The organism is Enterococcus sp. GPZ-007 (genome assembly GCF_059374735.1).
Window position 1 is genome coordinate 78,891 of record NZ_JCAFYN010000007.1, and the last position, 25,828, is coordinate 104,718.

Consider the following 25,828-nt stretch of genomic DNA (forward strand, 5'->3'; position numbering starts at 1 on the left):
TTCTAATCATTATACGTAAGTGGAAAAAGGAAAGAAAGACAGGCCTTCAATTTTTGAAAGCACTGTCTTTTCGAATTAATATAATTCCGCTTTTCCGATGGTATTTAACACACTTAACTTGTGTCTCACCACTTCTTTGACCTTCTCGTTTGCCATTGGATACACTTCATTTGGTTCATACATCGCCGGATTTTCACTTAGAATATCCCGCAAGGCATCGAAGAAGACACTCTTAAGATCTGAGCTCAAGTTTACTTTTGCAACACCATATTTCACTGCTTCACTGACTTCTGAATCCGGATTTCCTGACCCCCCATGCAAAACAAATGGCAGATCAATTCGTTGGTTCAGTTCCTTCAACAGCTCAATATTCAACTTAGGCGTCAGGTCTTTTGGATACAGGCCATGAGCCGTACCAATCGCGACCGCTAAGGTATCAATCCCGGTTTTTTCGACAAAATCCTCAGCCTGATCTGGGTCAGTATAAATGATGTTGGCTGATCCGCCTTCTGCCGAGCCATTATTGCCGATCGTCCCTAATTCCGCTTCCACCGAGACATTCACAGCATGGGCTAACTCCACTGCCTGTTTGGTGATTTCCAGATTGTCTTCATAGGCTTGGACAGAAGCATCAATCATTACAGATGTATACCCGTTTCGAATTGCTCGCATCACATCATTGATCGTTCCGCCGTGATCCATATGAACGACGACCGGAACTTGGCTGTTATGTGCGTAATCCTTCACTGCGGCTACAAACTCATCATTTAGATAGGCAATCTCATCCGGATGAATTTCCAGAATGACTGGTGCATTTTGCTCCTCAACTTCCTCCATGATCGCCTTCAGCATATCATAGCTGCAAATATTAAATGCGGGAACCGCAAACTTGTTTTCTTTCGCAACCTTCAATAAATCCTTCATCGTATACAACATTAGACTTCCACCTCATTAGTTAATTTTTCATTTGATATAGTTTCTTCAGTGACCGGTTTTTTCAGTAATCCAACAGCCACCGCTGTTACAATCGTTCCTGCGACAATCGCTAGGAGATACATCGGCAGGTTATTCATGACATTAGGAATCAGCATCACCCAGATTCCGCCATGCGGTGCCATCGAAGTGACACCCGCTGCCATAGAGATTCCGGCGGCCGTGGCAGAGCCCAGCATCAAGCTAGGAATAACTCGAATAGGATCGGCAACCGCAAAAGGAATGGCCCCTTCTGTGATATAAGAAGCTCCCAGAATCCAGCATGATTGACCTGAAGTCCGTTCTTCTTTGGTAAACTTATTTTTGAACAAGATTGTCGCTAATGCTAGACCAAGCGGCGGGGTCATCCCGGCAGCCATACATGCGGCAATCGGCGCATTTACACCAGCAGACATCAAACCGATTGAGAAGGTCGAGATCGATTTATTGATCGGTCCGCCCATATCAGCCGCCATCATCACGCCGATCAATAAGCCAAACATCAGACCTGAAGTATTTCCAAGCCCATTCAACCAGCTAGTCAATGCATCTAAGACCCACGCAATCGGCTTATCGATCAAGAAAACCATCGCTAATCCAATCACCAAAATCGAAACCAGTGGAACAACGATCAATTGATAAATAGCTGCGAATTGTTTCTTAATAGTGATCTTGTTTGCCAAGAAATCCGTCGCGTAACCCGCTAATAATCCACCGATCATCCCGCCTAAGAATCCCGAACCGCCATTCGCAGCAAGCAACCCAGCAACAATCCCTGGAGCAAAGCCTGCTTTTCCGGCAATTGAACTGGCAATCCCCGCCCCAAGAGCCGGCACCATCATAGCGAAAGCCGTTCCGCCGCCAATCGTTGACAACGCTCCCGCCAATACATTATAGTCATCCGATTTCGGATCAGACGCTGTGATTCCAAAAGCAAAGCTCAAAGCGATAATGATCCCGCCGGCGATGACAAATGGCAGCATATAGTTCACACCATTCATAAAATGGTTGTAGATACCGGCCTTTTGCGGCTTCTCTTCACCTGTGCTGGAAACCGAGATTTTGACCGTTCCTTCGTCATTGAGAGCTTCTTCAATCACTAGCTCCGGTTCCTTGATTGCCCGACCAGTAGAGACTCTTTTCACTTTTTTTCCAGCAAATCGACTCATATCGATATCCTTATCAATGGCTAAAATAATGGCATCCGCCGCTGAGATTTCTTCAGCAGTTAATTTGTTTTCTGTCTTTGCTCCTTGCGTTTCAATCTTTGCCTTGTGACCCATACTAGCAGCCGTTACCTCTAGTTTTTCGGCGGACATGTAGGTATGTGCAATTCCTGTAGGACAAGCAGTAATTCCAACAATATTCATGATTGTTCCTCCTTATTTGGTTTAAAGTACTATTGAATTAGTCCGATTCAAATTCCGTGTATCCTTCACTACAAGCGCTTGTTTGTTCATTAACTCTATCTTGCTAAATATTTTTTTGAGTACGAACTCTGTTAAAAGCTGAAGGAATACCAAGTTACAATATATGTAAAACCTCTGCAGCGGTTTTAGCCTTCTTCAGTTGATCTCGAAACTCTTGATTCATCAGTCTTCTGGATAGCCCGCTCAAAATATCTAAGTGTAAGTCAGCGGCCTTCTGCGGGACTAATATGGCAAAAACACATTCGATTGGCTTACCATCCAAGCCGACATAATCCTCCATCAATCCTGTGTGAGCAAAACAAACCGTGGGCTCCAGAACATATTTGCTTTTTGCATGAGGAATCCCGAAACCATCCTCGATTCCTGTTGACGTTTCCTTCTCTCGCTTATATAAATCCTTGATGATCTTTTTAGCTTTGCTTACCCTATTTTGCTCCTCAAGCCTTTTTGCTAAACAATCAAACAGATCATCCTTTGAGCGAATTCCTTCATCAAAAATAATTAAATCGTTCAACATTATTTCTTTTAATTCCATAAGGAAACACCTCTCATTACGCCATGTTAGCGCTCTCTCATTTCTTGAGATCACTATATCATCGTAATCTAAATCGTTCAATACTATGCACAATGAACGGTTCAAAGTTCTTTTTACGATTATTCCGCTCACATTCTATGATCTATTTAGCTCATAAAATCAACCTAGTTTTGAGTGCTTCTCAACTACTCAGGATTCTATACACAAAGAAAACCCCAAAAAGCAGATTTCTAATCCTGCCCTTTGGGGTACATTGTTCATTTATAAGTACCGTCTAACCTCCGATTGATACTGACGATAATTCTCACCAAAAGCCGACACCAGATAAGCTTCCTCCCCACGAATTTGTCGATCAAACAAAACCACCGCAATCAGTGCTGCAGCAAACATAAGCATATTCGGAAAGACCACCGCCAAACCAAGATACAGCAAATCAAATGCGACAAAGGCCGGATTGCGACTGAAACGATAGATCCCAGTCGTAACCAAATCAGTTTTCTGATCCTCGTTATAGCCTGCACGCTAATTCAACCCCATCGCCCTGACCGCGATAAAAAATAGAACCACTCCCGCAAAAATCAGACCTAAACCAAAATACACCCAAGCGGTTTGATTGATTTCAAATAGAAATGACGCAAGAAACTGGAGCACTCCGCCGATCCCAGTCATTGTTCTTAAAACGATTTCAAAATACTGATCTTTTTTCGCGTCTTTCCCTAACAGATTGACGATGATTCCTTGTTTTCTCATTAGCAGGCCTTTTACCAAGTAGATTAGATAAAATAGCATAACAGCCGTAAATACGAAAACCCGTACTAACATTTTTTATTCCTCCTCAGCCAAACATGATAGGTTATTCATATGTCCATTATTTCATATGAATATTCTTTGGTCAAGCCTTCTATTGAATCAAATTGTCGATCATAGATGTGAAACGAATCATTAAATCTGCTCCAAAAAATACTCCTTCCACTCAGCAACGGAAAGTAACCGTCACTAAACTTGAAAGGAGTATTTCATTTATCTGCTAAAACGGTGCTTTAATTACTTCATGAGACAGTGCTGGAGCACCGGCTTCCTTCGCATTGAATCCGGTTAAGCGGAAGGACAAGTTGAATTTTTCGAAGGTTGTTCGGTATTTTTCCAGCTGCCATTGACCACAGGAATAGCTGCCCAGCGCATTTTGCTTGTAATCAATATTCACGACAACATAATCTCGTTCTTTTAGATCACAGGTATGTTTAGCGTTATCCAGATCGGCTTCTTCATAATAAGAAGTACTGAAATTGAAGCCCGCTTCATCTGCGGCGAATAATCCCTGTCCGCGATCATCTGTCAGCGCCACCCATCTTGTATCCATTCTGTTTCCGTTGGCTTGAGGAACGACGTAATTCGTAAACATCTCCTCAACGGTCGAGCGATAAACCCCCATATATCCTGCCTCTTTTGAATCCGCATAGTTTTCTCTTGGTCCTCGCCCTAGGTAATTTACTTGATTCATGTCCTTATTCACATGCATCGATACGCCTAAGCGCGGCAGCATATTTGGTGCAGAGTCGATCTTCCCGCTAGGAGTCCCCTCCAGGTTGAATAAAACATCGCCGCTGCCACAGATCGTGTAGCTATAGGTGCATTTGTAATGCCACGCACTGTTTGTTGTCGAATTGATCGTCTTGACGGTGATCTGAATGGCTTGATCGATTTCCTTCCAGTCAAAGGATTCGACTATTTCATGCTCTAAGTGCAGGAAATACTGTTTTTTCATCTCATCGATGATTTCCATATCGTTGCTGATTGGCGCACGCCACATGGTGAATTTCGGTCCTCGTTCAATAATTGTTTGGCCGTCTCTGACCAATTTTTGCAGCGTTCCTCTGACCGTATCAAACGTGACGATAAAATCTGTTCCTTCAATACTCAATGTTGTTTGTGTCTCATTAACCTGCAGCTTGCCGCTCGGTAGAATCTCTACACCTGCAGCTTTGATTGGAAGCTCAAAGCTGGCTGAGGCTAGCCCGTAACCTTTTGGTGCATAGGCCGTCGTTGCCTTTAATTGATAGGAAAGGTTCAAGAAATAGCTTGCGCCAGGTTTTGGTGCAAAATCCAAGCTATACGGCAAGCTTAATTTGGCTTTCTCTCGTGCTGGAATCGATGGCAGCGAAATCGTTCCATCTTCAATCAGTGTTTCATCCTCCATAATTGAATAATGCAGCTCAAAAATTTTCAAGTCTTGGAAATCAAAGCGGCTCAACAGCTCGATTTCTCCTTTGTTCAGATCGATCGCTGTCGTCTGGATCGGTTCGATCACCTTTTTGTATTCATACAAGCTTGGTGAAGGCGTGCGATCCGGCATCAGCATTCCGTCAATACAAAAATCTTTGTTAGAAGGATCATCGCCGAAGTCTCCACCATAGCGATAATATTTTTCTCCATCTTCAGTATAGGATTCGATACCATGATCAAACCATTCCCAAATGAAGCCGCCCTGCAGCTTGTCATGAGCATAAAACAAGTCTTGATATTCCTTCAGGTTTCCAGGTCCATTCCCCATCGCGTGACCATATTCACACAGAATATGCGGCTTTTTCGATTGCTCAATGATCGTGCTCATCAATGGCTGCTTCGTCGGATGCTCCAGCCAGCTGTACATGGTTGAGTAGATATCCGCAGCCTCTACCTCAAAGTCTCCCTCATAGTGAACCAAGCGAGTTGGGTCCATTTTTTTCGCGACCTCGGTCATTTTCACAAAATTACAGCCGAAAGCCGACTCATTCCCCAGCGACCAAAGGATGATGGACGGATGATTCTTATCCCGCTCGATCATTCGGACCATTCTGGAAACATAGGCCAGTTCCCACTCAGGATCGTTACTGATCCAATCATATTTCCCAGTCAGCTCAAAGCCATGACACTCTAAATCTGTCTCATCGATCACATACATCCCGTACTCATCACACAAATCATATAAATAAGAAGATGCTGGATAATGACTGGTGCGAATTGCATTGATGTTGAATTGCTTCATTAGGCGAATATCGTTTTCAATTTCTTCCTTCGAGACAACACGGCCGTTTCTAGGATTGTAATCATGACGATTGACTCCTTTAAACTTGATCGCCACACCATTGACTAGGAAGACCTCGCCAGCTAAGCGAATATTTCTGAACCCGACCTTTTGCGGGATCACTTCAACTAGCTTTTCCCCTTCATAAACCGAAATCAGCAGCTGATAAAGCTCAGGTGTTTCCGCCGTCCAATGAGCAACGTTGGGAATTTCCGCCTGAAGACTTCCCTGTTCACTAGTGATTTCTTGATGCAATACCTGTTGACCTGAAGGATCGATCAGTTCTACTTCAATCCGTTGCCCCTTGCTTTCTCGCAGAGTAAATGAAAGATCTAGCAATCCATTCTTATAATCATCGTCCAAATCGGCGACGACTTTAAGATCGTTGATCCCAGCATAAGGAACGCCGAGTAATTCCACATCCCTAAAGATTCCGCTGAGCCACCACATATCCTGGTCTTCCAAATAAGTCCCGTCAGACCACTGATAGACGCGTACCGTCAAATCATTGGCAGCATCCTCGTGAACGAAGGCCGTAATATCAAACTCCGCCTCATTTCTAGCACCCTTGCTGTAGCCGACTTCCGTTCCATTGACCCACACATGGTAAGCCGAATCGACACCGCAAAAACGCAAAATGATTTTTTTGTCCTTAAAGCTTTCATCGATACTAAATTGCCGTTTGTAGATACCTGTCGGGTTTTCCGTTGGAACATACGGCGGGTTAATCGGAAAGTTGTACCATAGATCGGAATAGTGCATCTTGCCATAGCCTTGAACCTGCCAATTACCAGGAACCTTGATGTCCGCCATTTCCGCTGTATCAAAGTCCGGCTCATAAAACTTGCTTGGACTATACTCTGGCGCATCTACCAGTAAGAATTTCCAAACGCCATTCAAATTTTTAAACGCATGTGTATATTTATTTTCATTTAGCAGCGCCTTTTCCTTGGTTGGAAAGGTCGAAAAATGTGCTCGCGGTTCTAATCGATTGATCTGATCTAATTGATAGTTTTCCCAAATTTTCATTTACCAGTCACCTCTACATTTGTCTCTTCATTGTTCAATCCTTTTGATTTTCTTTCATAACGATTCCAGCAAATCCACGCAAAGCCCATAAATATCACTAGTCCGACGACATTGTAAACCAGCATCCCGATCGGACTCGCCTCGCCCGCCGGCAACGTCCCATTTATCTCAGCCATGATCAGCTGCGGATCAGGCACCGTTGACATAAAGAAGACGAAGATGAAAAGCACCAGTAACGCGATACCGGCAAAAATCCCAAATTGACGACTGCCGAACTTAAAGCTGCGAGGCATTGAATCCTTCTTCAGGCGCAGACCGATATAAGCGATCAATAAAAACAATACCGGCAGCAGCGATGTAGACGCTGTCATATTGATCAAGGTCGAAAGGAAGCTGTCCATATTGCCGATCCCTAATGCTGGAATAATCAAGAGCATCGTAACAATCCCACCTTGTACAACCAACGCATTTGTCGGATTCCCCTCTTCATTCGTTTTCACCAACCATTTGCCGAAGACACCTTCTGGAATTTCCGAGAAAAAGACTTTTACAGGTGCCGCAGTCCATAATGCTAACGAACCAAGACTGCCGATAAATAGGATTAATCCGACTAGCCGAACCATCACACCACTTGGAATATGAAAATAAGCTCCCAAGATTTTGAAGATATCGAAGATCCCGTTTGAGAAATTCCCCTTCAATACATCCATCGGTACGACAAAACCAACCGCTACAGCACCTAAAACATACATGATACCGACGATAATCGTGGCTCCAATCATCGTCCGAACGAAAGTTTTATTGCCGCCCTTAACGTCCTTAATGTAGACACCGATACTTTCTCCGCCTCCAACCGCTTGCAAGATCCAGGCCATTGTCATGAAAAAGGTCCAGTTAAAGCTTGGCGTGATCGACTGCATGGTAAAATCCTGCGCAGGTTCATTTCCTAGACCAAAGACAACCACGAAGGCTAGAACGACAAAAGCGACTCCCATAAACAATCGGGCGCTGCCGGCAAAGCTAGTGACTTTTGAGATCCATGACACGCCTTTGATGCAGACCCACGTCATCAGCCAAAAGAGAACAATAGAAATGATTGCGATAATGATTGTGCTGTTGCCTCCCTGAAATACATTCCTTCCGACGAAAGCATACGAGCCGTAAATCAAGGTATTGGGCAACAAGGAACAAAAATAGAACAGATTAACGAAAAAATACGACCAGGCACCTAAAAAGGCCCATTTGTCACCCAAAACCGATTGCAGCCAGCTATGAACACCTGATTCTTTCCCTGAGTTAGCAGAAGCGAATTCTGCAATCATCAAAATAAACGGTAAAAAATAAAAAATACTGCCGAACAAATACCCAGGAATTGTCGCTAACCCGATTTGAATACTGTTGTTAACAATACTGGGAAACGCGAATACCGCTGAAAAGGTCATAAGCATCAATGCAACCGATCCTAAGCGCTGTCTTGAATTAGAGTTTTCCATCTCAAACATCCTTTCAATAATTACTTACACGTTGATTTTATAGCGCTTTCATGGTATAAAAAATAAGAAATGTTTCCAAAAACTTGTAATAATGTTGACTTTTGCAAATTTGCATTCCAGGAGGGATCGAATGTACAGCTCATTAACAAACGATATCAGCATTTTGATCAACAATGATACACTAAGCTCAGAGTTTCACGTATGCGAAGTAGGATATGAAAAATGTCGCTCAACCAAGCCTACGGAGTATGCTCCAATCGATTATTGGGTGATCCATTACTGTATCGAAGGAGAAGGCTTTTTCTCAACACCGTTTTTCCCCGAAAGAAAAATCACAGCCGGTGACTTTTTTATCATTCCATCGAATTGTAAAAATGTGTATTACCCGAATCGTGAGGACCCTTGGCAGTATCGCTGGGTCGGTTTCTCTGGCAAGCTGATGGATCATTATTTTTCAAAGATAAAATTGGACAAATACCATTGCGTAATTAGCCATTCCTTTGATCATCGGATCGATGCCCTCTTTCAAGATATCTATGACTCCTTCAAACAGGACAATCTTTTTCGCACGATGGCTTCTTCCTTCATTCTATTCGATACCATCGATCGAATGAATCTAAAACCAGATAATACTTCACAAAGTGAGCAGCTTTTTAAAAGTATTCTGACCTACATCAATAACAATATGTCGGAGAATCTCAGCGTCAATCAGATTGCAGAAGCAAACAATATTGATCGAACCTATCTCTATAAGCTGTTTCAAACTCATAAAGGCATCGGGCCCAGTGAATATATCCAGGATTTGAAGCTTCAAAAGGCCTGCTCCCTGCTGCGAAAAAGTTCGCTGACGATTACGGAGATCGCCTATGAGACTGGCTTTTCTTCCTCTTCCTATTTTTCAAAATTTTTCCAATCAAAACTAAGCATTTCCCCTTCGACTTATCGGAAAAAGTTTATTATCAATTGATCGAACAAAAAAAGAGCATGTGGCATAAGATATTGCTATTAACGACAAGAAGTTGGGCTATCTAAAGTGAGTTGAATGATTTAGAGTACGAGCGTCTTCTCGTACTCTTTTTGTTTACCAAAAAAAGCCAGTGAAATGAACAACTTCTCGTCATTTCACTGGCTTTTCATTCAGAGACTTATGTCACAACCTCTTTGGCGTTTATTTTTAGCTGCGATGATTGATTCAGCTAATTATTTTTTTCAACTAATGACGTCGTTTAGGAACGTGTTCTGTAACAATTGCTTAGTCCTCATTTAATTGATATGTCCAACTGTCATTATATAACGAGAATCGCTCTGCGCGATATGCCCAGGCACTCGTTGGGAAATCGGTCAGATCAATGTTCAGAACTGCTTCACCCTCTTCGGTGACTTCCATAATCGAGCTAGTCTTCCCTTCGTCACGATAGCCAAAGTTGACTAAGCGGTTGCCAGTATCTTCAAGGTAGCGGGCACTGCCGATGATTTTGGTGTAATACTCTTCGCCTAAATCTTCACCAAAGATCCAAATCTCTTCAATAGTCATTTCTTCTTCATTGATACGAACCTGACGGGCTTCTGAGTATTTTTCAGAAGTGTCTTCGTCACCGCGCGTCACCGAGATATTGTTGTCATAGAACAGAATATCGGTAGTTTCCTCGTTATCATCTTGATCTGGCAGAACGATTGCGGCATGTTGTCCGCCGCTGGCTTTGACATCACCCGCTAAGAAATACTTCTGATAACTGTCAGGCCAGCCGCTGCTGTCTCCCATGATCCATTGGATTTCATTTGTCTCATAATCGATTTTCATTACTGTATCCTGATGCCTCCCAGATATGACGATGCTGTTATCTGATTCATCATATTCTACCGAATTTTGATGGAACCAATCGATCTTGCCATCCTCGCGACTTGTTGAATCATACTCCTCATAGAAGGATTCCGGTAAAATGTCTTTTAGATCGATGGTTTTCTCAATCTCACCAGTCTCGCGATTCAGCTCGATCATAGTGTCCTCGATGTAATTACTGCCATCATTGACAGTCAGGAGCAGATTGCCGCTTGGCAACTCAATACCATCATGATGGATGACTGTCATCTCCCCTTCGCTCTTCCCTGTATCATTTGCAGCACTAGAGCTGGAAAAATCGTAACGGGTGTAGATTTTTCCTAAGTAGTCCGTCTCCAGCAGTACATTATAGGTGTCGGCGTCGTTGGATTCTTTGGTCAGATAGAGCAGATTGCCATTGTTTAATTCTTGGAAAATATGGCTGTTGTAGCGGGTCGAATACCAACGGACATCGCCATTGGCATCAAAGGCATAGGCGCGTTTGGTACTTGGCACAACGAAGGTCAGTTCACTATCACCAAGCGCCATTTTTTCGGTATCGGCTTCTTTGACGTCGATTTTCGCGATAGAATCCGGCAATGTTCCTGTTTTAATCGTTACTTTTTTCTCCACGCTGTTTCCTGTTTCGTCAGTCAAGGTCACTGTTACCTCATTCTCTTGATCCGCATAGAGCCCTAAAACGGGAATACTGTGCTCTGTCGTATAGTCATCAAAGCTGTTCTTGATCGTCGTTTCTTCATCCTTGCCTGCCACGGAAATATCCACCTTCATGGCTTCCTCTGTTTGGAAAAGCAGCAGTGCGGATAATGGGCTGGCATCATAAGGATCGACCTTTACATAAATATTGTCCTCATCGTAGTCGCCGCTTGCCAGCAGCGTCTGATACTTCTTCTCATTTTCACTTTGATCTTCCTGCCAATCTTCATTCAGCGAGACCGAGAGTGCTTCAGTCTCCACCTCATTCGATACAGTGCCGCTGACACCACAGCCCGCTAAACAAATGGTCAATCCGATAAAACAGCTCACCCTCTTTAGGGTCGTTCTCATCTAAATCCTCCTTATTCGCATGAAGGTATTTATTTTTTCAAATAACGAAAAAAATAAATCTGATTCTCATGCCGTATGTCATTCCTCTATACTTCTCTTGCTCTTTCTTGCCAGTATTTTATTTTTGTCACTCCAGCATGCTAAACTGCTAAAAGAGGAACTGAAATCCTTTTATGAAACCTGCCTGAATGCTTGATTTTTCAGCTCATACACCACATCGCATCCTTTGGCGACTTCCTGCTCATGGGTGACTAAAATGATGCATTTTTGTTGTTCGTGGGCGATCTCCTGAAACAGCTTGACGATCTCACCCGAGGTTGCTTCGTCTAAGTTTCCAGTCGGTTCATCGGCAACGATCAGGTCATGCTCGCAGCATAACGCCCGCGTGATGGCGACCCGCTGCTGCTGGCCACCGGATAATAAGGTGACTTTTTTCTCGGCTAGTTCTTTGGTGATTCCGACCTTTTCCAGATTTGCCAAGGCATAGGCTTTCTTGTCCGCCTGCTGGCTTTGGGCGATCTCCATCGCGGCGACCACATTGTCTACCGCTGATAAATACGGCAGTAAATTATAGGCTTGAAAGACGATCGATACGTCCTTGCGCCGATATTCCCGCAGTCCGATCTTTTTCAAGGAGACTTCTTCATAAAGAATCTCCCCGCTTTTTGGTGTGTCCAGTCCGGTGATCAAAGATAAAAAAGTCGTTTTCCCTGAGCCGCTAGTGCCTAAAATGGCGTACATCTTGCCCTTTTCAAAGGTTAGATTGACCTTTTCGAATAGTGGTTCGTTGTTTTCATACCAGTAGCCTAAGTCTTTGGTTGATAATGTCATAAAATTTCCCTCCTATGAAATCAAGATTTTTTTCGGATTCAATCGCAAAATTCCCGCGGATGAGAGCACGATCGAGAATAAACTGATGCCTAGTCCAATCCCTGCAAGACTGAGAATTTCCATCGGCTGAACGGAGATGTCCAATTCGCTGATTTCTTTTGTTTGAGTGAATGGATTGCCGCCCATTTGTCCGCCACGACCGCCGCCAGGCATTTGTCCTTGTCCGCCTTGGCCTGGTCCACCGTTATTTCCAGCAGCATTGGCTTGTCCATCTTCATTTTGCGAAGTCGTCTGTTGACTCAATAATTGGTTACCGATTGCGTTGCCGACGACATTTCCGCTGGCTGCCGCGATCCCTAATGCGAAGACCATGCAGACAAAGATCTCTACGAAGAATTGTGAGATGACTTTTCCTCGAGATTCACCTAATGAAAGCAATACACCAATCTCATATTTCCGTTCGCGAATCGATAGCATGATGATCAGTGTCAAAATGATCACGCCAGCCGCTGCGACTAGGATCACGATATTTTTCGCGAAGCTGGAGACATTGTTCAATGGCTGCAGCATTTGCTGATACATTTGGTCGTTGGTTTCTAAGCTAAAGGTATCGGTATCGATTAATTTGTTGGCTTCCTTCACGAAGCTGTCCATTTCCTTTGGATCATCTAGGTTGTACACTGCCGAATCGATGGTTTTTCCATCTGAACCAGTCAGCGTATTGACCATTGTATAAGAAGAGAAAATCGTATTCGCCGGATTTATAAAGTTGAAGCGCGCGCCCATGCTGTCACCTGAATTGCTGGTTTTGTAGATGCCTTTGATGGTGACTTCGACATCCTTATCGTCGCTGTCCTTGATCTTGAACTTGTCACCGACACTCAACTCGTTGGCTTCGGCTAAGCTTTCTTCGATCAGAACATTATTGGTACCCTCATCTTCTGAAGTAATTGCCTCGCCGTCAACGATGCTGGCTGTCCCTGAAGAAAAATCATTATAAGAGCTGCTTTCAGAAACACCTTTGATTTGGAAATCCCCTTGGCTCATACCACCAGGAGCCCCTTGTCCGCCAAAGCCGCTCATCTGTTCATCTGATGATTCTTCCTCTTCACTATCACTTGAAATCGGTGTGATTCCCGAGCTTTTATCCGCCGAGGTGCTGGCTTCAAAGGAATAGGATTTCACATTGTCCAGCTTCGCAATTTTTTCGGCATCGCTCAGATTGACTGGTGTTCGTTCGAAGCTGCCTGGATCAGGGCGACTATTTTCATCCTCTGAATCAGCATTTTTGAACATCGCCTCTCGATTCGTCGATAAGGTCACCGTCGCTCCGACACTTTTTTTCGCGTTCGTTCTCGCAAGATCTGCGCCGCTGCGGATCGTCAGCCCCGCTAAAACAAAGATTAATATGGCTGAGAAGACCGCGATCATTAAGATACTGCGCCCCTTCTTGGCCCAAAGGCTTTGGATCGCCCGTTTGATGTAATTCATACTGTTTCCCCCTTCATCTGTCTGCCTGTAGAATAGTCAAGCTGTCTTAACTCAAGCTTAAGCAACAGGAAAAAAGTTTTAAGCTTGGTTTAGGAAAGACATGGTACACTGAATGAGTAATAAAAAAAGGAGCAGAAACATGATAAAACTATTAATAGTAGAAGATGAAGTGACACTATCAGAAAATATAAAGGAAATTTTGACCGACTTAGGCGAGATTACTCAAGTCTATGACGGCGAGGAAGGCCTATTTGAAGCGGAAAGCGGAATGTATGATCTGATTTTGCTGGACCTGATGCTGCCGGAGAAGAACGGCTATGAAGTCTTGGCGGAATTACGGGAGAAAAACATTCAGACACCGGTGCTGATTCTGACCGCTAAAGACAGCTTAGAGGATAAAGTGACGGGCTTCCAAAAAGGCGCGGACGACTATTTGACCAAGCCTTTTTACCGCGAGGAACTGATCCTGCGGGTCAAAGCTTTGCTGAAGCGTTCGCTGGGCTTATTTTCCGAAAACCAGTTAACCTACAAAAATGTCACCTGCAACCTCGCGACCAAAGAAGTGACGGCTAATGATGAAGTCCTGCCGATTCAAGGAAAAGAATTTGATCTGTTGGTCTACTTCATCCAAAACAAGGGCGTCATCTTGACCAAGGAACAGATTTTTGATCGGATCTGGGGCTTTGATTCGGATACTACCCTCACCGTCGTGGAGGTCTACATGAGTCATTTACGCAAGCATCTGAAGCCGGCTGGTGTCGATCAGCTGTTTAAAACACTGCGAAATGTCGGCTACATTTTGCAAAAGGATTGATTTTATGAACACGGAAATTTCGAGAAAACAACGACTAAAATTTTTCTTCATCAATGTTGCCGCTTTTGCGGCGATCTTTGTCTTGCTGGGCTTCATCACCCTGCAGCTGCTGCAAAGCTCAGCCTATCGACAAACGGACCTTTCTTTAGAGCAGATGGCGGACAACGAACACATCATCCAGATGGAGATCAATCGCTACCAGCAGAACAATCCTTTTCTAGCCCAAATGCCGGATGAAGAGCGGATGGACAAAGGGCCCGCTGGCAACAACCGCTTCAACACCCAGATCATTCTATGGTCAAAGGACGGCAAGATTCTGAACAAGGACGTTATCGGTGGACGCTTTACCGAATTGGAATACCTGACCTTGGACAAGGAGCATCTCGATTCTGTTCAAGCCCTGAGCTTGAAAACTTCGGCGGATCTGAGTCAGAAGCTGTCCTTCCGCTCTTATACCATCAAGGCAGAGAACTATGAAGGCATCGCCTATATTCAATTCTTAGCCAATACCAACCAGATCGCCGATTCAATGAAGACCTTCGAGACGACGCTGATTATTTGTATGGTGGTCTTTTGGCTAATCTCAATCGGTATCAGCTTCTATATTTCAAAAATGAATATGCAGCCGATCATGAATTCGTGGCGCAAACAGCAGGAATTCGTGGAAAATGCCTCCCACGAACTACGGACACCGCTGGCAATTATTCAAAACAGTCTACAGCAGCTATTCACTAGGCCGGATCACACCATCATGGAGGAATCCGAACCGATTGCCCAAGCGCTGAATGAGACGCGGCGAATGAACGGCTTGACCGAGGATTTGCTGACACTGGCTCGCGGTGATTCTAATCAATTGCTTTTACAGAAGGAAGCAGTTGATCCGAAAGCCTTTATCCAGCAGCTGGCGCAGCCCTTCCAAGAAATCGCTGAAATGAAGGACAAGCAGTTCATACTGGAAAACTTCGCGGATAAGCCGATGCAGGTGGATGAGAAGCGGATCCATCAAGCCCTAGTAATTTTGCTGGACAACGCGTTGAAATACACCGAAGCAGAAGACAAGATCATCCTGCAATCAGAGATCTCCAATGACAATTGGCTGATTGAGGTCAAAAACAACGGCCCATCCATCAGCGATGAAGACAAGAAGCACATCTTTGAACGCTTTTACCGCGAAGATCGATCCCGCTCCAAAGAAACCGGCGGCTACGGCTTAGGCCTCGCCATCGCCCAGCAGATCATCACCCAGCACAAGGGCAAGCTGACGGTGCGAGATTGGGAGCCGCGGGGCGTGGTGTTCCAGATTAAGCTGCCCCTGAAATAGAATGCTAACTAAACAAACCCGAGATTGGTTAATCGCGGGTTTGTTTGTCTATATTTTTTATTTCCAAGTACCAATTACTTCCCCACTGATCACTTCCATACCTGTTCGGAAATCAAATGATTTTCCTTGAGGATTCGTAACAATCAGCATCACAACATCCTCTAATCCAGCGGAGGCAATCACCTGTCGATCAAAACGCAGTAGGGGATCGCCAGCTTTGACTCGCTGACCTTCCGAGACCAGCAACTCAAAGCCCTCATTTTTAAGCGTTACTGTATCTAATCCCACATGAAGCAGCCACTCAATGCCTTCTTGAGTTTTCAGCCCGATCGCGTGTTGCATTTGCGAATTAGCTGCCTCGACTCTTCCATCGACTGGTGAAATAATCAACTCTTCTTTAGGTGAGATTGCCACACCCTCACCCATCATTCCGGTTGAAAAGACCTCATCTTTTACCTCAGATAAAGGGATGACTACTCCCGCAACATAGGCGTTAACACTTTTCTTTTTCTTAAAAAACACCCTCACACCTCCTTATAACTAATCAATTCAATGCCTAGATTCTCGACTCTTTTTTTCACCGCGGGATCTGTCAGAAAGGCTACCTCCGCTGTCCGAGGGATTAGCAAAGAGGAACTTTTCACGAGAAAGTCATCCAAATACCCAGGATGAAAAATCATCATATCTACCCCATCATCATGCAGGTTCGATAACAGCTTTTCAAAGGTCTGATACGGATCATAATCCGGCTGCATCGCCTCCATCAGCATATAGATTTTTGTACCATTTACATCAATAAAGGCATCCTTCGTCAACGAATTGGGTCCCTGTCCCTGCGGCAAGCCAGAATATTTCAACTGCTGCTCCGCCGCAAACTGCTCCATGGCTTTAAAATAATTTGCGCTAGTTACAGCGTGTCCTTCAAAATAATCCGGTTCTCTACCAAATAATTCTAAAAAGCGTTGATACTGTGCCTTGATTTCCAGCATCACTTCTTCGAAAACAACAAAATCTTCCGTTGCTTCTCGATATGTTTTAGAAGATTTAAAATTTCCGTCCATATCCACTAAGGACGGAATCTGTTCGGGATCGGATAATGGTTTGCCAACACAGATGTTTGTATGCTGGCTGAAGGCGATCGGTTCCTCTTTTAGTAACGCTACACCATGGGCAGCCGCAGGCATGTTTACCATCACACCAACACTTTGAATCATGCCTTCCTTGACAGATTTTTCTATCCCGTAATTAACCGCTTCCGAATAGCCAAGATCATCAGCTCTAAGCAAGACTTTCTTCAAGTAAGTCGTCATTTTCTTTTCCCTCTTCCTTCGCTCCTAAGATATAGGTCACCGCTGCAGAAACAACAAAACCGATTCCACAGGCAATAAATCCATTCAGCATGTTCCCATTGGTCCCGCCGACAAAAGAGATCAAGCAAGCGAAATTCGCCACCGGAATCAGAGTATAAGCAGTCACACCAGTCAAGCCTGCGTATAATCCGCCAGCAAGTCCGCCAGCCACTAGACCGATAAATGGTTTTCTATAGCGAATACCTAGTCCGTAGACACCCGGCTCCGTCACACCACCGATCAAACAAGCGGCAAAAAAACTAAATGCCAGCGCTTTTTCGTTCTTATTCTTCAAACGCAGGAATGATCCTAAACACATACCCGCTACACACATACTAGAAATGATCGCAGCTGGAGTAACCAACGAATCTTGACCATTTTGAGCGAACAGTGTGATCATAGTCGAAATCATCAGCAGGTGCATCCCAGTCATTACTAAAAATTGCCATAATGCCGCGATTATTGCAACAGCTAAGAAGCCGCCGATGGCATCCAGAGATAGTAAGAATTTACTGATGTACTCTCCAGCTACAAAGCCCGCAGGACCTAAGACCACCAGCGTGATTGGCAGCATAACAACCATCGTCAAGGTCGGAGTGAAAATCGTTCCTAAGGTTGCTGGGATGACCTTTTTAAAGAATTTTTCCACATAAGACATGATCCAAATTGACAAAATCATTGGAAGCACTGTGCTGGCATAATTTTGGGTTGCCACTGGAAGTCCAAAGACATCAAAAGCTGTGCCTTCCGCTGCAATCTGAGTAAATGTTGGGTGAAGCAATATACCACCTAAGAACATCCCTAAAACAGGTGTCACCCCGAACTTTTTCGCTGCGGTATAGCCTAGAAACACTGGGAAGAAGTAGAAGCCGGCATCTCCGACAAAGGTGAACAGAGTTGCTAATGAACTGCCTTCATGTATCCAATTCAACATGGAGGGACCAAAGACGGCCATAACCATTTTAAACATCGATGCTGCGATCAACACGGGAATCAGGGGCGTCAGGCTGCCTGCTAAATAATCTAAGACTGTATTGCCTAGGCCCTTCAGCGTGAACGGCTCCTTCTCTTTAGCCGTTTCTGTTTCTCCCTGATCCTGCCCTCTGCCGGTCAATTCCAGCAAAATAGCATACACCTTATTTACCGTTTGTCCGACGATGATCTGATATTGCCCGCCAGATTGAACAACACCCAAAACACCTGTGGTAGCTTTTAATTTATCTTCATTGATTTTACTTTGGTCCTTCAAGTTAAAGCGCAATCGAGTCATGCAATGGGTCATATTCGAAATATTTTCTTTTCCGCCAACATTTTCTAAAATAGCTTGCGCCAAATGGTTAAATTCACTCATTTTCTTTACTCCTCACATTTTTTTCGTATAGTCGATTCATATGGATCATTAAATAAACCAGTTCATCGTCATTCGTTTCAATTCCGTAAAACTGTGTGATCAACGCACTAACCTTTTGAGCTACCTGATAGATCGCGGGATGCTGTTCCTTTATTGAATCCAGCATATCCATTCCTTGTCCAACCAGCTCTTCCCCGCTGCGCATCCGCTTCAAGTAATAAAACATATGCATACAAAAACGATTGTAATTAAACTCATCTCGATCAATCACGATGTGCAGATCCTGCTCGATCAAATTCGTCGTTTGCTGAATGATTTCTTCAATCAACACTTCTTCCTGTGAGATTCGATATTCAGACTGACTATTGACAAAATGCATCGTAATGCTGGTCAGTTCCCCTTTTGGCAAAACGATATGAGTCTGTTGCTGAATCATTTTGACCGCTTTCGCTGCCAATGAGTTTTCCTTAGGATACATCTGTGCAATCTCATACGAGTAGGTCATACGTACATTTTTATAGGTCGTCAGACGCTGGATCGAAAACTGGATATGATCGGCTAAGCTAAAGACCAGCGTAGGATTTAGCTGTCCGTTCAATTCATCCTGTGCCATGCTGACAATCTCCGCACTTAAATTCAAAATCTCCTCAGGTATCTCCGTTAGTAATCCTTCAAAATATTCACTTAATTTGTAAAATGTCATGGTGATCTTGTTCAAATCCGTCAATTCATAAGGCGTTTTGGGAAATCCTAACCCTTTTCCAAAAGCAATCAAGTGGTTGCCGTTATCATCGATCGCTTCAGCGACATTATTATTAATCTTCTTAATAATTTTCACTTACTCCTCCGCCTTTCCAATAAAAAAACTCTTTGAGCGCACACTACACCCTCCTTTTTCAAAGAGAATGGTAATGCCTCAAAGAGTAACAATCCATTTTTATTTAAATTTCACTTAAAGCATAAAGGATAAAGAAAACGTTGTCAACACCAATTTGAAAATTTCTAGTTAATCGACAAAACGTTCTCCATGCTCTTCCACCCACTGCTTCACCTCAGAAACCAACGCCTCCGGGTACGAATAGTGATAATAGTCCGCCAGTTCACGGGACATTTTTTCATACAATACGATTGTCTCTTGTAATGCCCGCCAGCTATCCACAGCATCAAAATTCCCAAAGACACCATTCAGTGACTCAAAAATATCCTCATCCACCCATTCATAGATGAACCGCCCGGCATGCCAAGTATCGTAATCCTCACCGTGCCTCATTTTCTCGTACCATTCGAGGGTTTGCAGGAGCACCTGTTTGCACTCGGCATCCCGCAGTTTAAACGTCCACAGCTCCTTGCGCAAAATCTGCTTGGCTAAATAAATCGCCAAAAACCAGAAGGTATTCGCGGTATACGCAAAGCTTTCCTCGCTGATCGGTCTCGTTTTCGATCGTTCAAACCGCTCAGGGATCAGCCGCTGCGCATCGCCGGTCTTATCCATAAGCACTCTCGCGCCGCGACGAAACCAATCCAGCGGAGCACCCTGCTCCACCTGCCGCTGGAATACCACCAGCGAATCGATCACAAAATCTACCTGATAGCCGCCTTTAAACAGCGACAGCCACTCCAGACCGCCACCGCCGTTTTGGAATGGAACTGCTGTATTCAGCGCACCAAAATTTTTGAGCCATTCACTCGTATTCAAATAGCGCTGCGGATCATCCACATACAACTGGATATCCAGATCAGAATACTCATCTGCACTATGATCGGTCCGCGCCTGTGAGCCAGCCACATACGCCACATGGACATCCGGCTGTTCTTCTGCCCACTCAATAAAACGTTGCTCGATTTGCTGGTAGAAATCTTCACTTTTCATAAAATAACTCCTTTATTCGAATTAGTACAGACCTTCATGACAGCCCTTTTGTTACAAATAAACTATCGTATTACTCATAAAGTAGTGTATTTGTAACACCGAAAAATTTTTCATATTTACTCAATCATTCTCAAATCCAGCCAAACCTCTTACATGCATTATAGATTCCGTCATCAACATTGCGATCCGTCACATAATCCGCCCGCTCCTTCAACTCAGGCACACCATTGCCCATTGCGATGCTGGTCCAGTGCTTGTCAAACATCACCAGATCATTCACATCATCCCCGAAGACCACGACATCCTCCTGCGGTCTGCTAAAATAATCCAAAACATCCAGAATGCCCTGCTTCTTATTGTCATGCTGGCACATCGTATATTCTTGTACAAAGCGCAGCTTCGCAAACTTCTTCGGCTCAGGAATCAAATGATCCTGCTCCTTTGGCAGCGCCAAGTAAAACTTGAAGATCTCCGCCACCTCATCCACATTAAAAGCCGGATCAATGAAATATTCTGTCGGCTCTTGTCTTGGTCCTACCTGTTCGCGAAACAGATCATTCTGGGCATAGACCTTCTCCGAGTCATCCGTCGCAATCAACACACCGATACCCTTTTCCTCCGCATCATGAATCACTGCTAGCGCTTCCTCTTTATCCAGTGGTGTATTCTTTACCAGCTTATTCTTGATAACGACACCCATCCCGCCGGAACAGACCATGTTTTCTAATCCAAGTTCTTCCAACAAGCCGCGACATTTGTAATGCGCCCGCCCCGTCGCGATTGACACAAAATGACCGTTTTCTTCTAAAAGCTCCAACGCTCGCTTCGCACTGGGAACCACTTGCCCAGTCTTGCGATCCGTCAGCGTTCCATCGATATCAAAGAAAAACAACTTCTTTTCCATTTCTTACCCGCTCCTTCATCTTCATCACACTTGTCACAATTATATCACAATTGGTAGATTGGAGAGTTTTCAACTTAAATATACTTGGTTAGTCACGACTAAGTTAGCTATGACTAAGTTTGTCAAAGTTGATTTTTGGGAAATGTCCAATTCTACTATTAAAATACATCACATCTCTAAAGAATTTTTAATCCACTTATGTGTACCGTTGTGTTACACTCAGACAAAAGCATAAAAAGAGGAGAATTCTTGTGACTGAATATACTGGCTTCGACAAAATTTATCGCGACATCGTCATGGATATCATTGAAAACGGCACGGATCAAGACCCTGCGCTGGTTCGGGCAAAATACGCCGATGGCAGCCCCGCTCCTACCCGCTTCATCCAAGGTGTCAACTTTAAGATCAAACCAACAGACGGTATCCCGATCTTAAAATCAAAGCGCGTATTCCAAAAGACGCCATTGATCGAATTGGAATGGATCTGGCAAGAATTATCCAACGACGTGACTTGGCTGCAGGAGCACAACTGTAAAGTTTGGAACGAATGGGTCGATGACAACAACACTATCGGCAAAGCATACGGCTTCCAATTAGCTAAAAAATGCCGCAAGCTGCCCGACCATGAAGAAAAGCTCAATCAGGTCGAATACGTCCTGCATCAATTAGAAAACAATCCCGGCTCCCGCCGCATCATGACCAGCCTGTGGGATGTCGATGATCTCGACGAAATGACGCTGGAACCCTGCGTTTGGGCAACCAACTGGAAGGTCAATAACGGTGTGCTTGATCTCCATGTTAAACAACGCTCCGCTGACATGGCACTAGGCCAGCCCTTCAACACCTATCAATACGCCGTCCTGCATCGTTTGATCGCGGATCAACTAGGCTTCGAGCTAGGCACGATGCACTGGTCCATCGATGACGCTCACGTTTATGATCGCCATATCGATGCACTGAAAGACCAATTATCACAGCCAATCCCAGACAGCGAACCAACGCTTGTCTTACCAGACAAATACGATGAGAATGGCAACCAACGCTCATTCTTTGAACGCAGACTGTCTGATGTGAAGCTGGAAGGCTATGAGAATAATGGCGTTATCAAGTATGAGATAGCGGAATAAATGCAAACAGAGCCGAAACGAAAAATCGTTTTCGGCTCTGTTTTTTGATTGGTAAAAATACAAATCTATATTTAAATGAATGAATACTAGAAATCGCTGCACTTAAATCGAGTCTATCGCCTCATTCTCATTAAACGACTCAGCCACTCCATTTTTTCCTCCTTGTTCCTCTCTAATCAACAGGTGTTACATTTTAGCTTTGCTCTGATAGGATTACTCAAACTTCAACGCTTCGATAGGGCTTAGCTTCGCTGCCTTGTACGCGGGCAGAAAACCAAAGACGATTCCGATCGTACTGGAGAATAGCAGACTTCCGACGATCGATTTTTCTGAAAGAATGAAGGGGTAATCCATCGAACGGCTCACAAGAAACCCGACACCGATCCCCAAAAACACACCGATGACTCCGGCAATAAAGGACAATGTGATCGCTTCAATCAGAAATTGTGCCAAAATAATGCTCTTGCGCGCGCCAAGCGCCTTTTTCAGGCCGATTTCTTTGGTCCGTTCCGTGACAGAGACCAGCATAATGTTCATTACGCCGATACCGCCGACTAATAGCGAGATACTGGCAATCCCCACCAGCATAATAAAGTTTGATTGATTGATTTCTTCCAAATTATTTGCGATATCCTCATAATCATTTACACCAAATTCAAAATCTGATGCCGGTATTTTTTGATTTAAATAACGAATCACCTGATTACTAATGGGTTTCAACTGATCCGTGTTCTGTGTTTGAACGCGGACGGTCGGCTGAGGATTGACCTTTTGCGACAGGATCGACCAGTTATTGAAGGGAACAAAGGCCTGTCGCTCGGTGTATTCATTTTTCCGACTGGGATCGACCACCACGCCGATGACCTTGAAGGGAATACCGTTGATCTCAACCAATTGATTGAGCCCATTTCCTCGGGGAAACAGTTCCTGATAAAAATCCTTTGGTAATAAGATAACCTGCTTACTCCCGTCATAATCACTCTCATTGAAGAAGCGTCCTTCAACCAGCGTATGTGGAGTGATCGCAAAAAACTTCGGCGCGATGGCACTGACATTGGCCTGAATACTTTTGTCTCCATAGAAAATACGCAAGAATTCTTTTTGGAAGAGCGTTGCATTCTTAATCTCCGGCGCATTGTCCAGCTGGTTGATCTCTTTTTCAGGGATCAGCGGCACATAAGAAGGGAAAGTCTCCTTAGATTTTCTGATGGTCTTTCTGAAGGTCGCCTTGGAGCCGTAGAGAATGTCGACCGAGTTATTTCCGCTGCCGACGATTCCCTGTTTCATCTTCTCCGTATTGCCGCTGATGATACAGAAAATGGCGATGATCGCTGCGATGCCGATGATGATCCCCAGCATCGTTAAAAAAGAACGAAGCTTATGCTCGCGAATGGCTTTTAAGGCCAGCTTAGTATTTTCTATCAACGCTCTTCCCCCTTTTCAATTAAGCGATGGCGCCATCGCGAATGATGATTTTGCGGCTGGCATATTCAGCGACCTCCGGTTCATGCGTGATCAGGACGATTGTTTTGTTTTCGATCACATTCAGCTCATTGAAGAATTCCATGATTTGTCTGCTGTTCTTAGTATCCAGTGCGCCAGTCGGTTCATCCGCCAGAATCAGCGAAGAATCTGTGACTAATGCCCGAGCGATTGCCACCCGTTGCATTTGTCCGCCAGATAGCTCACTCGGGAGAAAATCCATTCGTTCAGCTAATCCCACCCGTGCCAGTGCTTCTTTCGCCCGTTCAACCCGCTCCTTCTTGGCAATCTTTCGATAGATCAACGGCAGCTCGACATTTTGCAGCGCCGTTTGCTTCGCCAAAAGGTTAAAGTTCTGAAAGACAAAGCTAATGGTCTGATTCCGCAGATCACATAATTCGTGATCCTTTAGCTGAGCGGTCGCGATGCCATCGATCAGCAATTCGCCCTCCGACGGCTGATCCAAACAACCGATCAGGTTCATCAACGTTGATTTTCCCGAGCCGGAAGGCCCCATAATAGCGACAAACTCCTGCTGCTGGATGGTCAGGTTGATGTTCTTCAGCACAACGATTTCCTGCGATCCCTGCTGATATTTTTTTGAAATATTCGTTAGCTCAATCATGGTCGCTGATCGACATCCCTTCCTTTAGGCTTTCCTGCGGCAATAAGATTTCTTGATCCGCGGAAAGACCAGACGGAATTCGGGCATATTTTTGATTTGCCACTTCTTCTGCCGCTACTTCTGTTTTGCTTATTTTTGAATTTTTGACGACCCAGACATAATACTTCCCGTTTTCCTTGACCAGATAATCAAGGGGAATAAATAACGCCTCCTCATTTTCCAATGGTTCAGCTGAAAGGTAGACATTTTTATCCAGCGCAGGCTTGGTGTCAGACGGATCAAGCAGTGCTCGGTAAGGATATTTCGATAAATTCGGATTCTCCTCCTCTTTCTTATCCGCGTCCTCACTAGAAGCCAGCTGGTCAATCTTAGTTACTTTTCCGGTCCAGACTTGATCAGATCCGCTGCGATCAACGATTTTCACCGGCTGATCCAGCTTCAGCTGGTCCTTGCGAAATTCATCCACCATTCCCTCTACATAGAGGGTCGAGTCATCAACGATCTGCATGAAGGCGTCCTTCGACGGTGATGGTGTGTTGAGCTGATCCTGATCAATCTTGAGTATCCGCCCGTCAATCTCTGAACGAATCGTACTGTCTCCGAATTTTTCTTTGATCGAGTTCACATTGATTTGGGCCTTTTCCACCTGCAGCGCCGCATTTTTAACCTCCGTCTCCGCCAACCGTGCCTCTTCTAGACTTTGCTGAACCTGTTCCGCTTTGGCATCCTTGTCCTGTTTCAACGCTTCCTTTTCTTCCTCACTGGCTTGGTTATATTTTTGCGTGGCGGCATTCAGTTCATTTTGTCTTTCCGTGTGGCGGTTCCACTTAAATGCTGACTCTTCCTGTTTTTGCTGCAGGATTTTCGCTTGATTATCAACCTCCAGCTGAGCCTGATTAACTTCAAACTCGTTTTCTGGACTGACATAACGGAACAGCTCCTGCCCCTTCGTCACGTTATCCCCTTCCTTGACCAAGGTCTCCAATACTTTTCCTTTGCTGGCATCCAAGAACAGCTCGCTGCTCCGTTTAGGCTTGATGGTTCCCGATAAGAGAAAATTCGCGCCTTCCTTGGTATCCTTGGAAAGCTCTGAGACTTTGACGGGGATGAGCTTTCCTTCCGCCTGCTTTTCCGTGCCTGAGCCAGCGTAAACAAAAATGACTGTGACAAATCCGAATAGAACCAACGACAGGATAAGCAGCACGCTTTTTTTATTTGATTTCTTTTTTGTCCTTCTTTTTTTCATCAGGCAC

The 25,828-nt window shown here is 44.4% G+C and carries 23 protein-coding genes; 4 read left to right on the plus strand and 19 right to left on the minus strand.

What is annotated here, in order from left to right:
- Positions 1-75 precede the first annotated feature (75 nt).
- The 7 genes from AC4J95_RS05995 to AC4J95_RS06025 all read right to left on the minus strand — a co-directional run bounded on the left by AC4J95_RS05995 (position 76) and on the right by AC4J95_RS06025 (position 8,523).
- Positions 76-936 (minus strand): ketose-bisphosphate aldolase, encoded by an 861-nt coding sequence (locus AC4J95_RS05995; protein WP_494549053.1) that lies wholly within the window; start codon positions 934-936, stop codon positions 76-78.
- Entirely contained in the window at positions 936-2,342 is a 1,407-nt protein-coding gene (locus AC4J95_RS06000) for a PTS fructose transporter subunit IIC (protein ID WP_494549054.1), read from the minus strand. Before AC4J95_RS06000 ends, AC4J95_RS05995 begins: the two co-directional genes overlap by 1 nt.
- Before the next feature lie 154 nt (positions 2,343-2,496).
- A complete protein-coding gene (locus AC4J95_RS06005; RefSeq protein WP_494549055.1) occupies positions 2,497-2,937 on the minus strand; it encodes a PTS sugar transporter subunit IIA in 441 nt (146 codons plus the stop codon).
- A gap of 261 nt (positions 2,938-3,198) precedes the next feature.
- Positions 3,199-3,426: a methyltransferase family protein gene (locus AC4J95_RS06010; protein ID WP_494549056.1), complete on the minus strand. Its 228-nt coding sequence runs from the start codon at positions 3,424-3,426 to the stop codon at positions 3,199-3,201.
- A gap of 33 nt (positions 3,427-3,459) precedes the next feature.
- A complete protein-coding gene (locus tag AC4J95_RS06015) occupies positions 3,460-3,759 on the minus strand; it encodes a hypothetical protein (protein ID WP_494549057.1) in 300 nt (99 codons plus the stop codon).
- A 205-nt stretch (positions 3,760-3,964) separates the two neighbouring features.
- Positions 3,965-7,030: a beta-galactosidase subunit alpha gene (gene ebgA, locus AC4J95_RS06020; RefSeq protein WP_494549058.1), complete on the minus strand. Its 3,066-nt coding sequence runs from the start codon at positions 7,028-7,030 to the stop codon at positions 3,965-3,967.
- Positions 7,027-8,523, minus strand: a complete 1,497-nt coding sequence (locus AC4J95_RS06025) for an amino acid permease (protein ID WP_494549059.1) — start codon at positions 8,521-8,523, stop codon at positions 7,027-7,029. Before AC4J95_RS06025 ends, ebgA begins: the two co-directional genes overlap by 4 nt.
- 130 nt (positions 8,524-8,653) lie before the next feature.
- Between AC4J95_RS06025 and AC4J95_RS06030 the strand changes: the two genes are divergently transcribed.
- The gene (locus AC4J95_RS06030) at positions 8,654-9,490 is read left to right on the plus strand and encodes an AraC family transcriptional regulator (protein WP_494549060.1); all 837 of its coding nucleotides are present in this window, start codon (positions 8,654-8,656) and stop codon (positions 9,488-9,490) included.
- A 285-nt stretch (positions 9,491-9,775) separates the two neighbouring features.
- Here AC4J95_RS06030 and AC4J95_RS06035 read toward each other — a convergent pair whose 3' ends face one another.
- The 3 genes from AC4J95_RS06035 to AC4J95_RS06045 form a co-directional block, all read right to left on the minus strand.
- On the minus strand, positions 9,776-11,410 hold the full coding sequence (locus tag AC4J95_RS06035; RefSeq protein WP_494549061.1) for an aryl-sulfate sulfotransferase: 1,635 nt from the start codon (positions 11,408-11,410) through the stop codon (positions 9,776-9,778).
- A 171-nt stretch (positions 11,411-11,581) separates the two neighbouring features.
- Positions 11,582-12,241, minus strand: a complete 660-nt coding sequence (locus tag AC4J95_RS06040) for an ABC transporter ATP-binding protein (RefSeq protein WP_494549062.1) — start codon at positions 12,239-12,241, stop codon at positions 11,582-11,584.
- Positions 12,242-12,253: 12 nt separating this feature from the next.
- Entirely contained in the window at positions 12,254-13,732 is a 1,479-nt protein-coding gene (locus AC4J95_RS06045; RefSeq protein WP_494549063.1) for an ABC transporter permease, read from the minus strand.
- Between the two features lie 139 nt (positions 13,733-13,871).
- Here AC4J95_RS06045 and AC4J95_RS06050 point away from each other — a divergent pair, with 139 nt between their 5' ends.
- Positions 13,872-14,546 (plus strand): response regulator transcription factor, encoded by a 675-nt coding sequence (locus tag AC4J95_RS06050; RefSeq protein ID WP_494549064.1) that lies wholly within the window; start codon positions 13,872-13,874, stop codon positions 14,544-14,546.
- A gap of 4 nt (positions 14,547-14,550) precedes the next feature.
- Positions 14,551-15,867, plus strand: coding sequence for a sensor histidine kinase (locus AC4J95_RS06055; protein WP_494549065.1), 1,317 nt, complete (start codon positions 14,551-14,553; stop codon positions 15,865-15,867).
- Positions 15,868-15,924: 57 nt separating this feature from the next.
- Here the strand turns inward: AC4J95_RS06055 and AC4J95_RS06060 are convergent, their stop codons facing one another.
- The 6 genes from AC4J95_RS06060 to AC4J95_RS06085 form a co-directional block, all read right to left on the minus strand.
- Entirely contained in the window at positions 15,925-16,389 is a 465-nt protein-coding gene (locus AC4J95_RS06060; RefSeq protein WP_494549066.1) for a PTS sugar transporter subunit IIA, read from the minus strand.
- A gap of 2 nt (positions 16,390-16,391) precedes the next feature.
- Positions 16,392-17,177, minus strand: coding sequence for a ChbG/HpnK family deacetylase (locus tag AC4J95_RS06065; protein ID WP_494549067.1), 786 nt, complete (start codon positions 17,175-17,177; stop codon positions 16,392-16,394).
- Positions 17,146-18,567 carry a PTS transporter subunit EIIC gene (locus AC4J95_RS06070; protein WP_494549068.1) on the minus strand — a complete coding sequence of 474 codons (1,422 nt, stop codon included), beginning with the start codon at positions 18,565-18,567 and terminating at the stop codon, positions 17,146-17,148. The genes AC4J95_RS06065 and AC4J95_RS06070 overlap by 32 nt, the downstream gene beginning before the upstream one ends.
- On the minus strand, positions 18,560-19,405 hold the full coding sequence (locus tag AC4J95_RS06075; RefSeq protein WP_494549069.1) for a PRD domain-containing protein: 846 nt from the start codon (positions 19,403-19,405) through the stop codon (positions 18,560-18,562). Before AC4J95_RS06075 ends, AC4J95_RS06070 begins: the two co-directional genes overlap by 8 nt.
- Positions 19,406-19,573: 168 nt before the next feature.
- Positions 19,574-20,437: an aminoglycoside 6-adenylyltransferase gene (locus tag AC4J95_RS06080; RefSeq protein WP_494549070.1), complete on the minus strand. Its 864-nt coding sequence runs from the start codon at positions 20,435-20,437 to the stop codon at positions 19,574-19,576.
- Between the two features lie 130 nt (positions 20,438-20,567).
- Positions 20,568-21,341, minus strand: a complete 774-nt coding sequence (locus tag AC4J95_RS06085; RefSeq protein WP_494549071.1) for an HAD-IIB family hydrolase — start codon at positions 21,339-21,341, stop codon at positions 20,568-20,570.
- Between the two features lie 251 nt (positions 21,342-21,592).
- On the opposite strand from AC4J95_RS06085, the gene thyA reads away from it, so the two are divergent.
- Complete coding sequence (gene thyA, locus AC4J95_RS06090; RefSeq protein WP_494549072.1) at positions 21,593-22,468, plus strand: thymidylate synthase; 876 nt, start codon at positions 21,593-21,595, stop codon at positions 22,466-22,468.
- Positions 22,469-22,681: 213 nt separating this feature from the next.
- Here thyA and AC4J95_RS06095 read toward each other — a convergent pair whose 3' ends face one another.
- The 3 genes from AC4J95_RS06095 to AC4J95_RS06105 are packed head-to-tail and all read right to left on the minus strand — an operon-like array spanning position 22,682 to position 25,821.
- Positions 22,682-23,893: an ABC transporter permease gene (locus AC4J95_RS06095; protein ID WP_494549073.1), complete on the minus strand. Its 1,212-nt coding sequence runs from the start codon at positions 23,891-23,893 to the stop codon at positions 22,682-22,684.
- 19 nt (positions 23,894-23,912) lie between these two features.
- Positions 23,913-24,575 (minus strand): ABC transporter ATP-binding protein, encoded by a 663-nt coding sequence (locus AC4J95_RS06100; protein WP_494549074.1) that lies wholly within the window; start codon positions 24,573-24,575, stop codon positions 23,913-23,915.
- Positions 24,568-25,821: an efflux RND transporter periplasmic adaptor subunit gene (locus AC4J95_RS06105; protein WP_494549075.1), complete on the minus strand. Its 1,254-nt coding sequence runs from the start codon at positions 25,819-25,821 to the stop codon at positions 24,568-24,570. The genes AC4J95_RS06100 and AC4J95_RS06105 overlap by 8 nt, the downstream gene beginning before the upstream one ends.
- Between the last annotated feature and the right edge of the window lie 7 nt (positions 25,822-25,828).

Bases quoted from the DNA above. Each gene is read 5' to 3' on its own strand.
- AC4J95_RS06030 (WP_494549060.1), top strand. From the start codon at position 8,654: ATGTACAGCTCATTAACAAACGATATCAGCATTTTGATCAACAATGAT.
- AC4J95_RS06000 (WP_494549054.1), bottom strand. From the start codon at position 2,342: ATGAATATTGTTGGAATTACTGCTTGTCCTACAGGAATTGCACATACC.
- AC4J95_RS06105 (WP_494549075.1), bottom strand. From the start codon at position 25,821: ATGAAAAAAAGAAGGACAAAAAAGAAATCAAATAAAAAAAGCGTGCTG.
- AC4J95_RS06040 (WP_494549062.1), bottom strand. From the start codon at position 12,241: ATGACATTATCAACCAAAGACTTAGGCTACTGGTATGAAAACAACGAA.
- ebgA (WP_494549058.1), bottom strand. From the start codon at position 7,030: ATGAAAATTTGGGAAAACTATCAATTAGATCAGATCAATCGATTAGAA.
- AC4J95_RS06050 (WP_494549064.1), top strand. From the start codon at position 13,872: ATGATAAAACTATTAATAGTAGAAGATGAAGTGACACTATCAGAAAAT.
- AC4J95_RS06065 (WP_494549067.1), bottom strand. From the start codon at position 17,177: ATGACGACTTACTTGAAGAAAGTCTTGCTTAGAGCTGATGATCTTGGC.
- AC4J95_RS06035 (WP_494549061.1), bottom strand. From the start codon at position 11,410: ATGAGAACGACCCTAAAGAGGGTGAGCTGTTTTATCGGATTGACCATT.
- AC4J95_RS06025 (WP_494549059.1), bottom strand. From the start codon at position 8,523: ATGGAAAACTCTAATTCAAGACAGCGCTTAGGATCGGTTGCATTGATG.
- AC4J95_RS06005 (WP_494549055.1), bottom strand. From the start codon at position 2,937: ATGGAATTAAAAGAAATAATGTTGAACGATTTAATTATTTTTGATGAA.
- AC4J95_RS05995 (WP_494549053.1), bottom strand. From the start codon at position 936: ATGTTGTATACGATGAAGGATTTATTGAAGGTTGCGAAAGAAAACAAG.
- AC4J95_RS06100 (WP_494549074.1), bottom strand. From the start codon at position 24,575: ATGATTGAGCTAACGAATATTTCAAAAAAATATCAGCAGGGATCGCAG.
- AC4J95_RS06085 (WP_494549071.1), bottom strand. From the start codon at position 21,341: ATGGAAAAGAAGTTGTTTTTCTTTGATATCGATGGAACGCTGACGGAT.
- AC4J95_RS06070 (WP_494549068.1), bottom strand. From the start codon at position 18,567: ATGAGTGAATTTAACCATTTGGCGCAAGCTATTTTAGAAAATGTTGGC.
- AC4J95_RS06015 (WP_494549057.1), bottom strand. From the start codon at position 3,759: ATGTTAGTACGGGTTTTCGTATTTACGGCTGTTATGCTATTTTATCTA.
- AC4J95_RS06055 (WP_494549065.1), top strand. From the start codon at position 14,551: ATGAACACGGAAATTTCGAGAAAACAACGACTAAAATTTTTCTTCATC.
- AC4J95_RS06045 (WP_494549063.1), bottom strand. From the start codon at position 13,732: ATGAATTACATCAAACGGGCGATCCAAAGCCTTTGGGCCAAGAAGGGG.
- AC4J95_RS06080 (WP_494549070.1), bottom strand. From the start codon at position 20,437: ATGAAAAGTGAAGATTTCTACCAGCAAATCGAGCAACGTTTTATTGAG.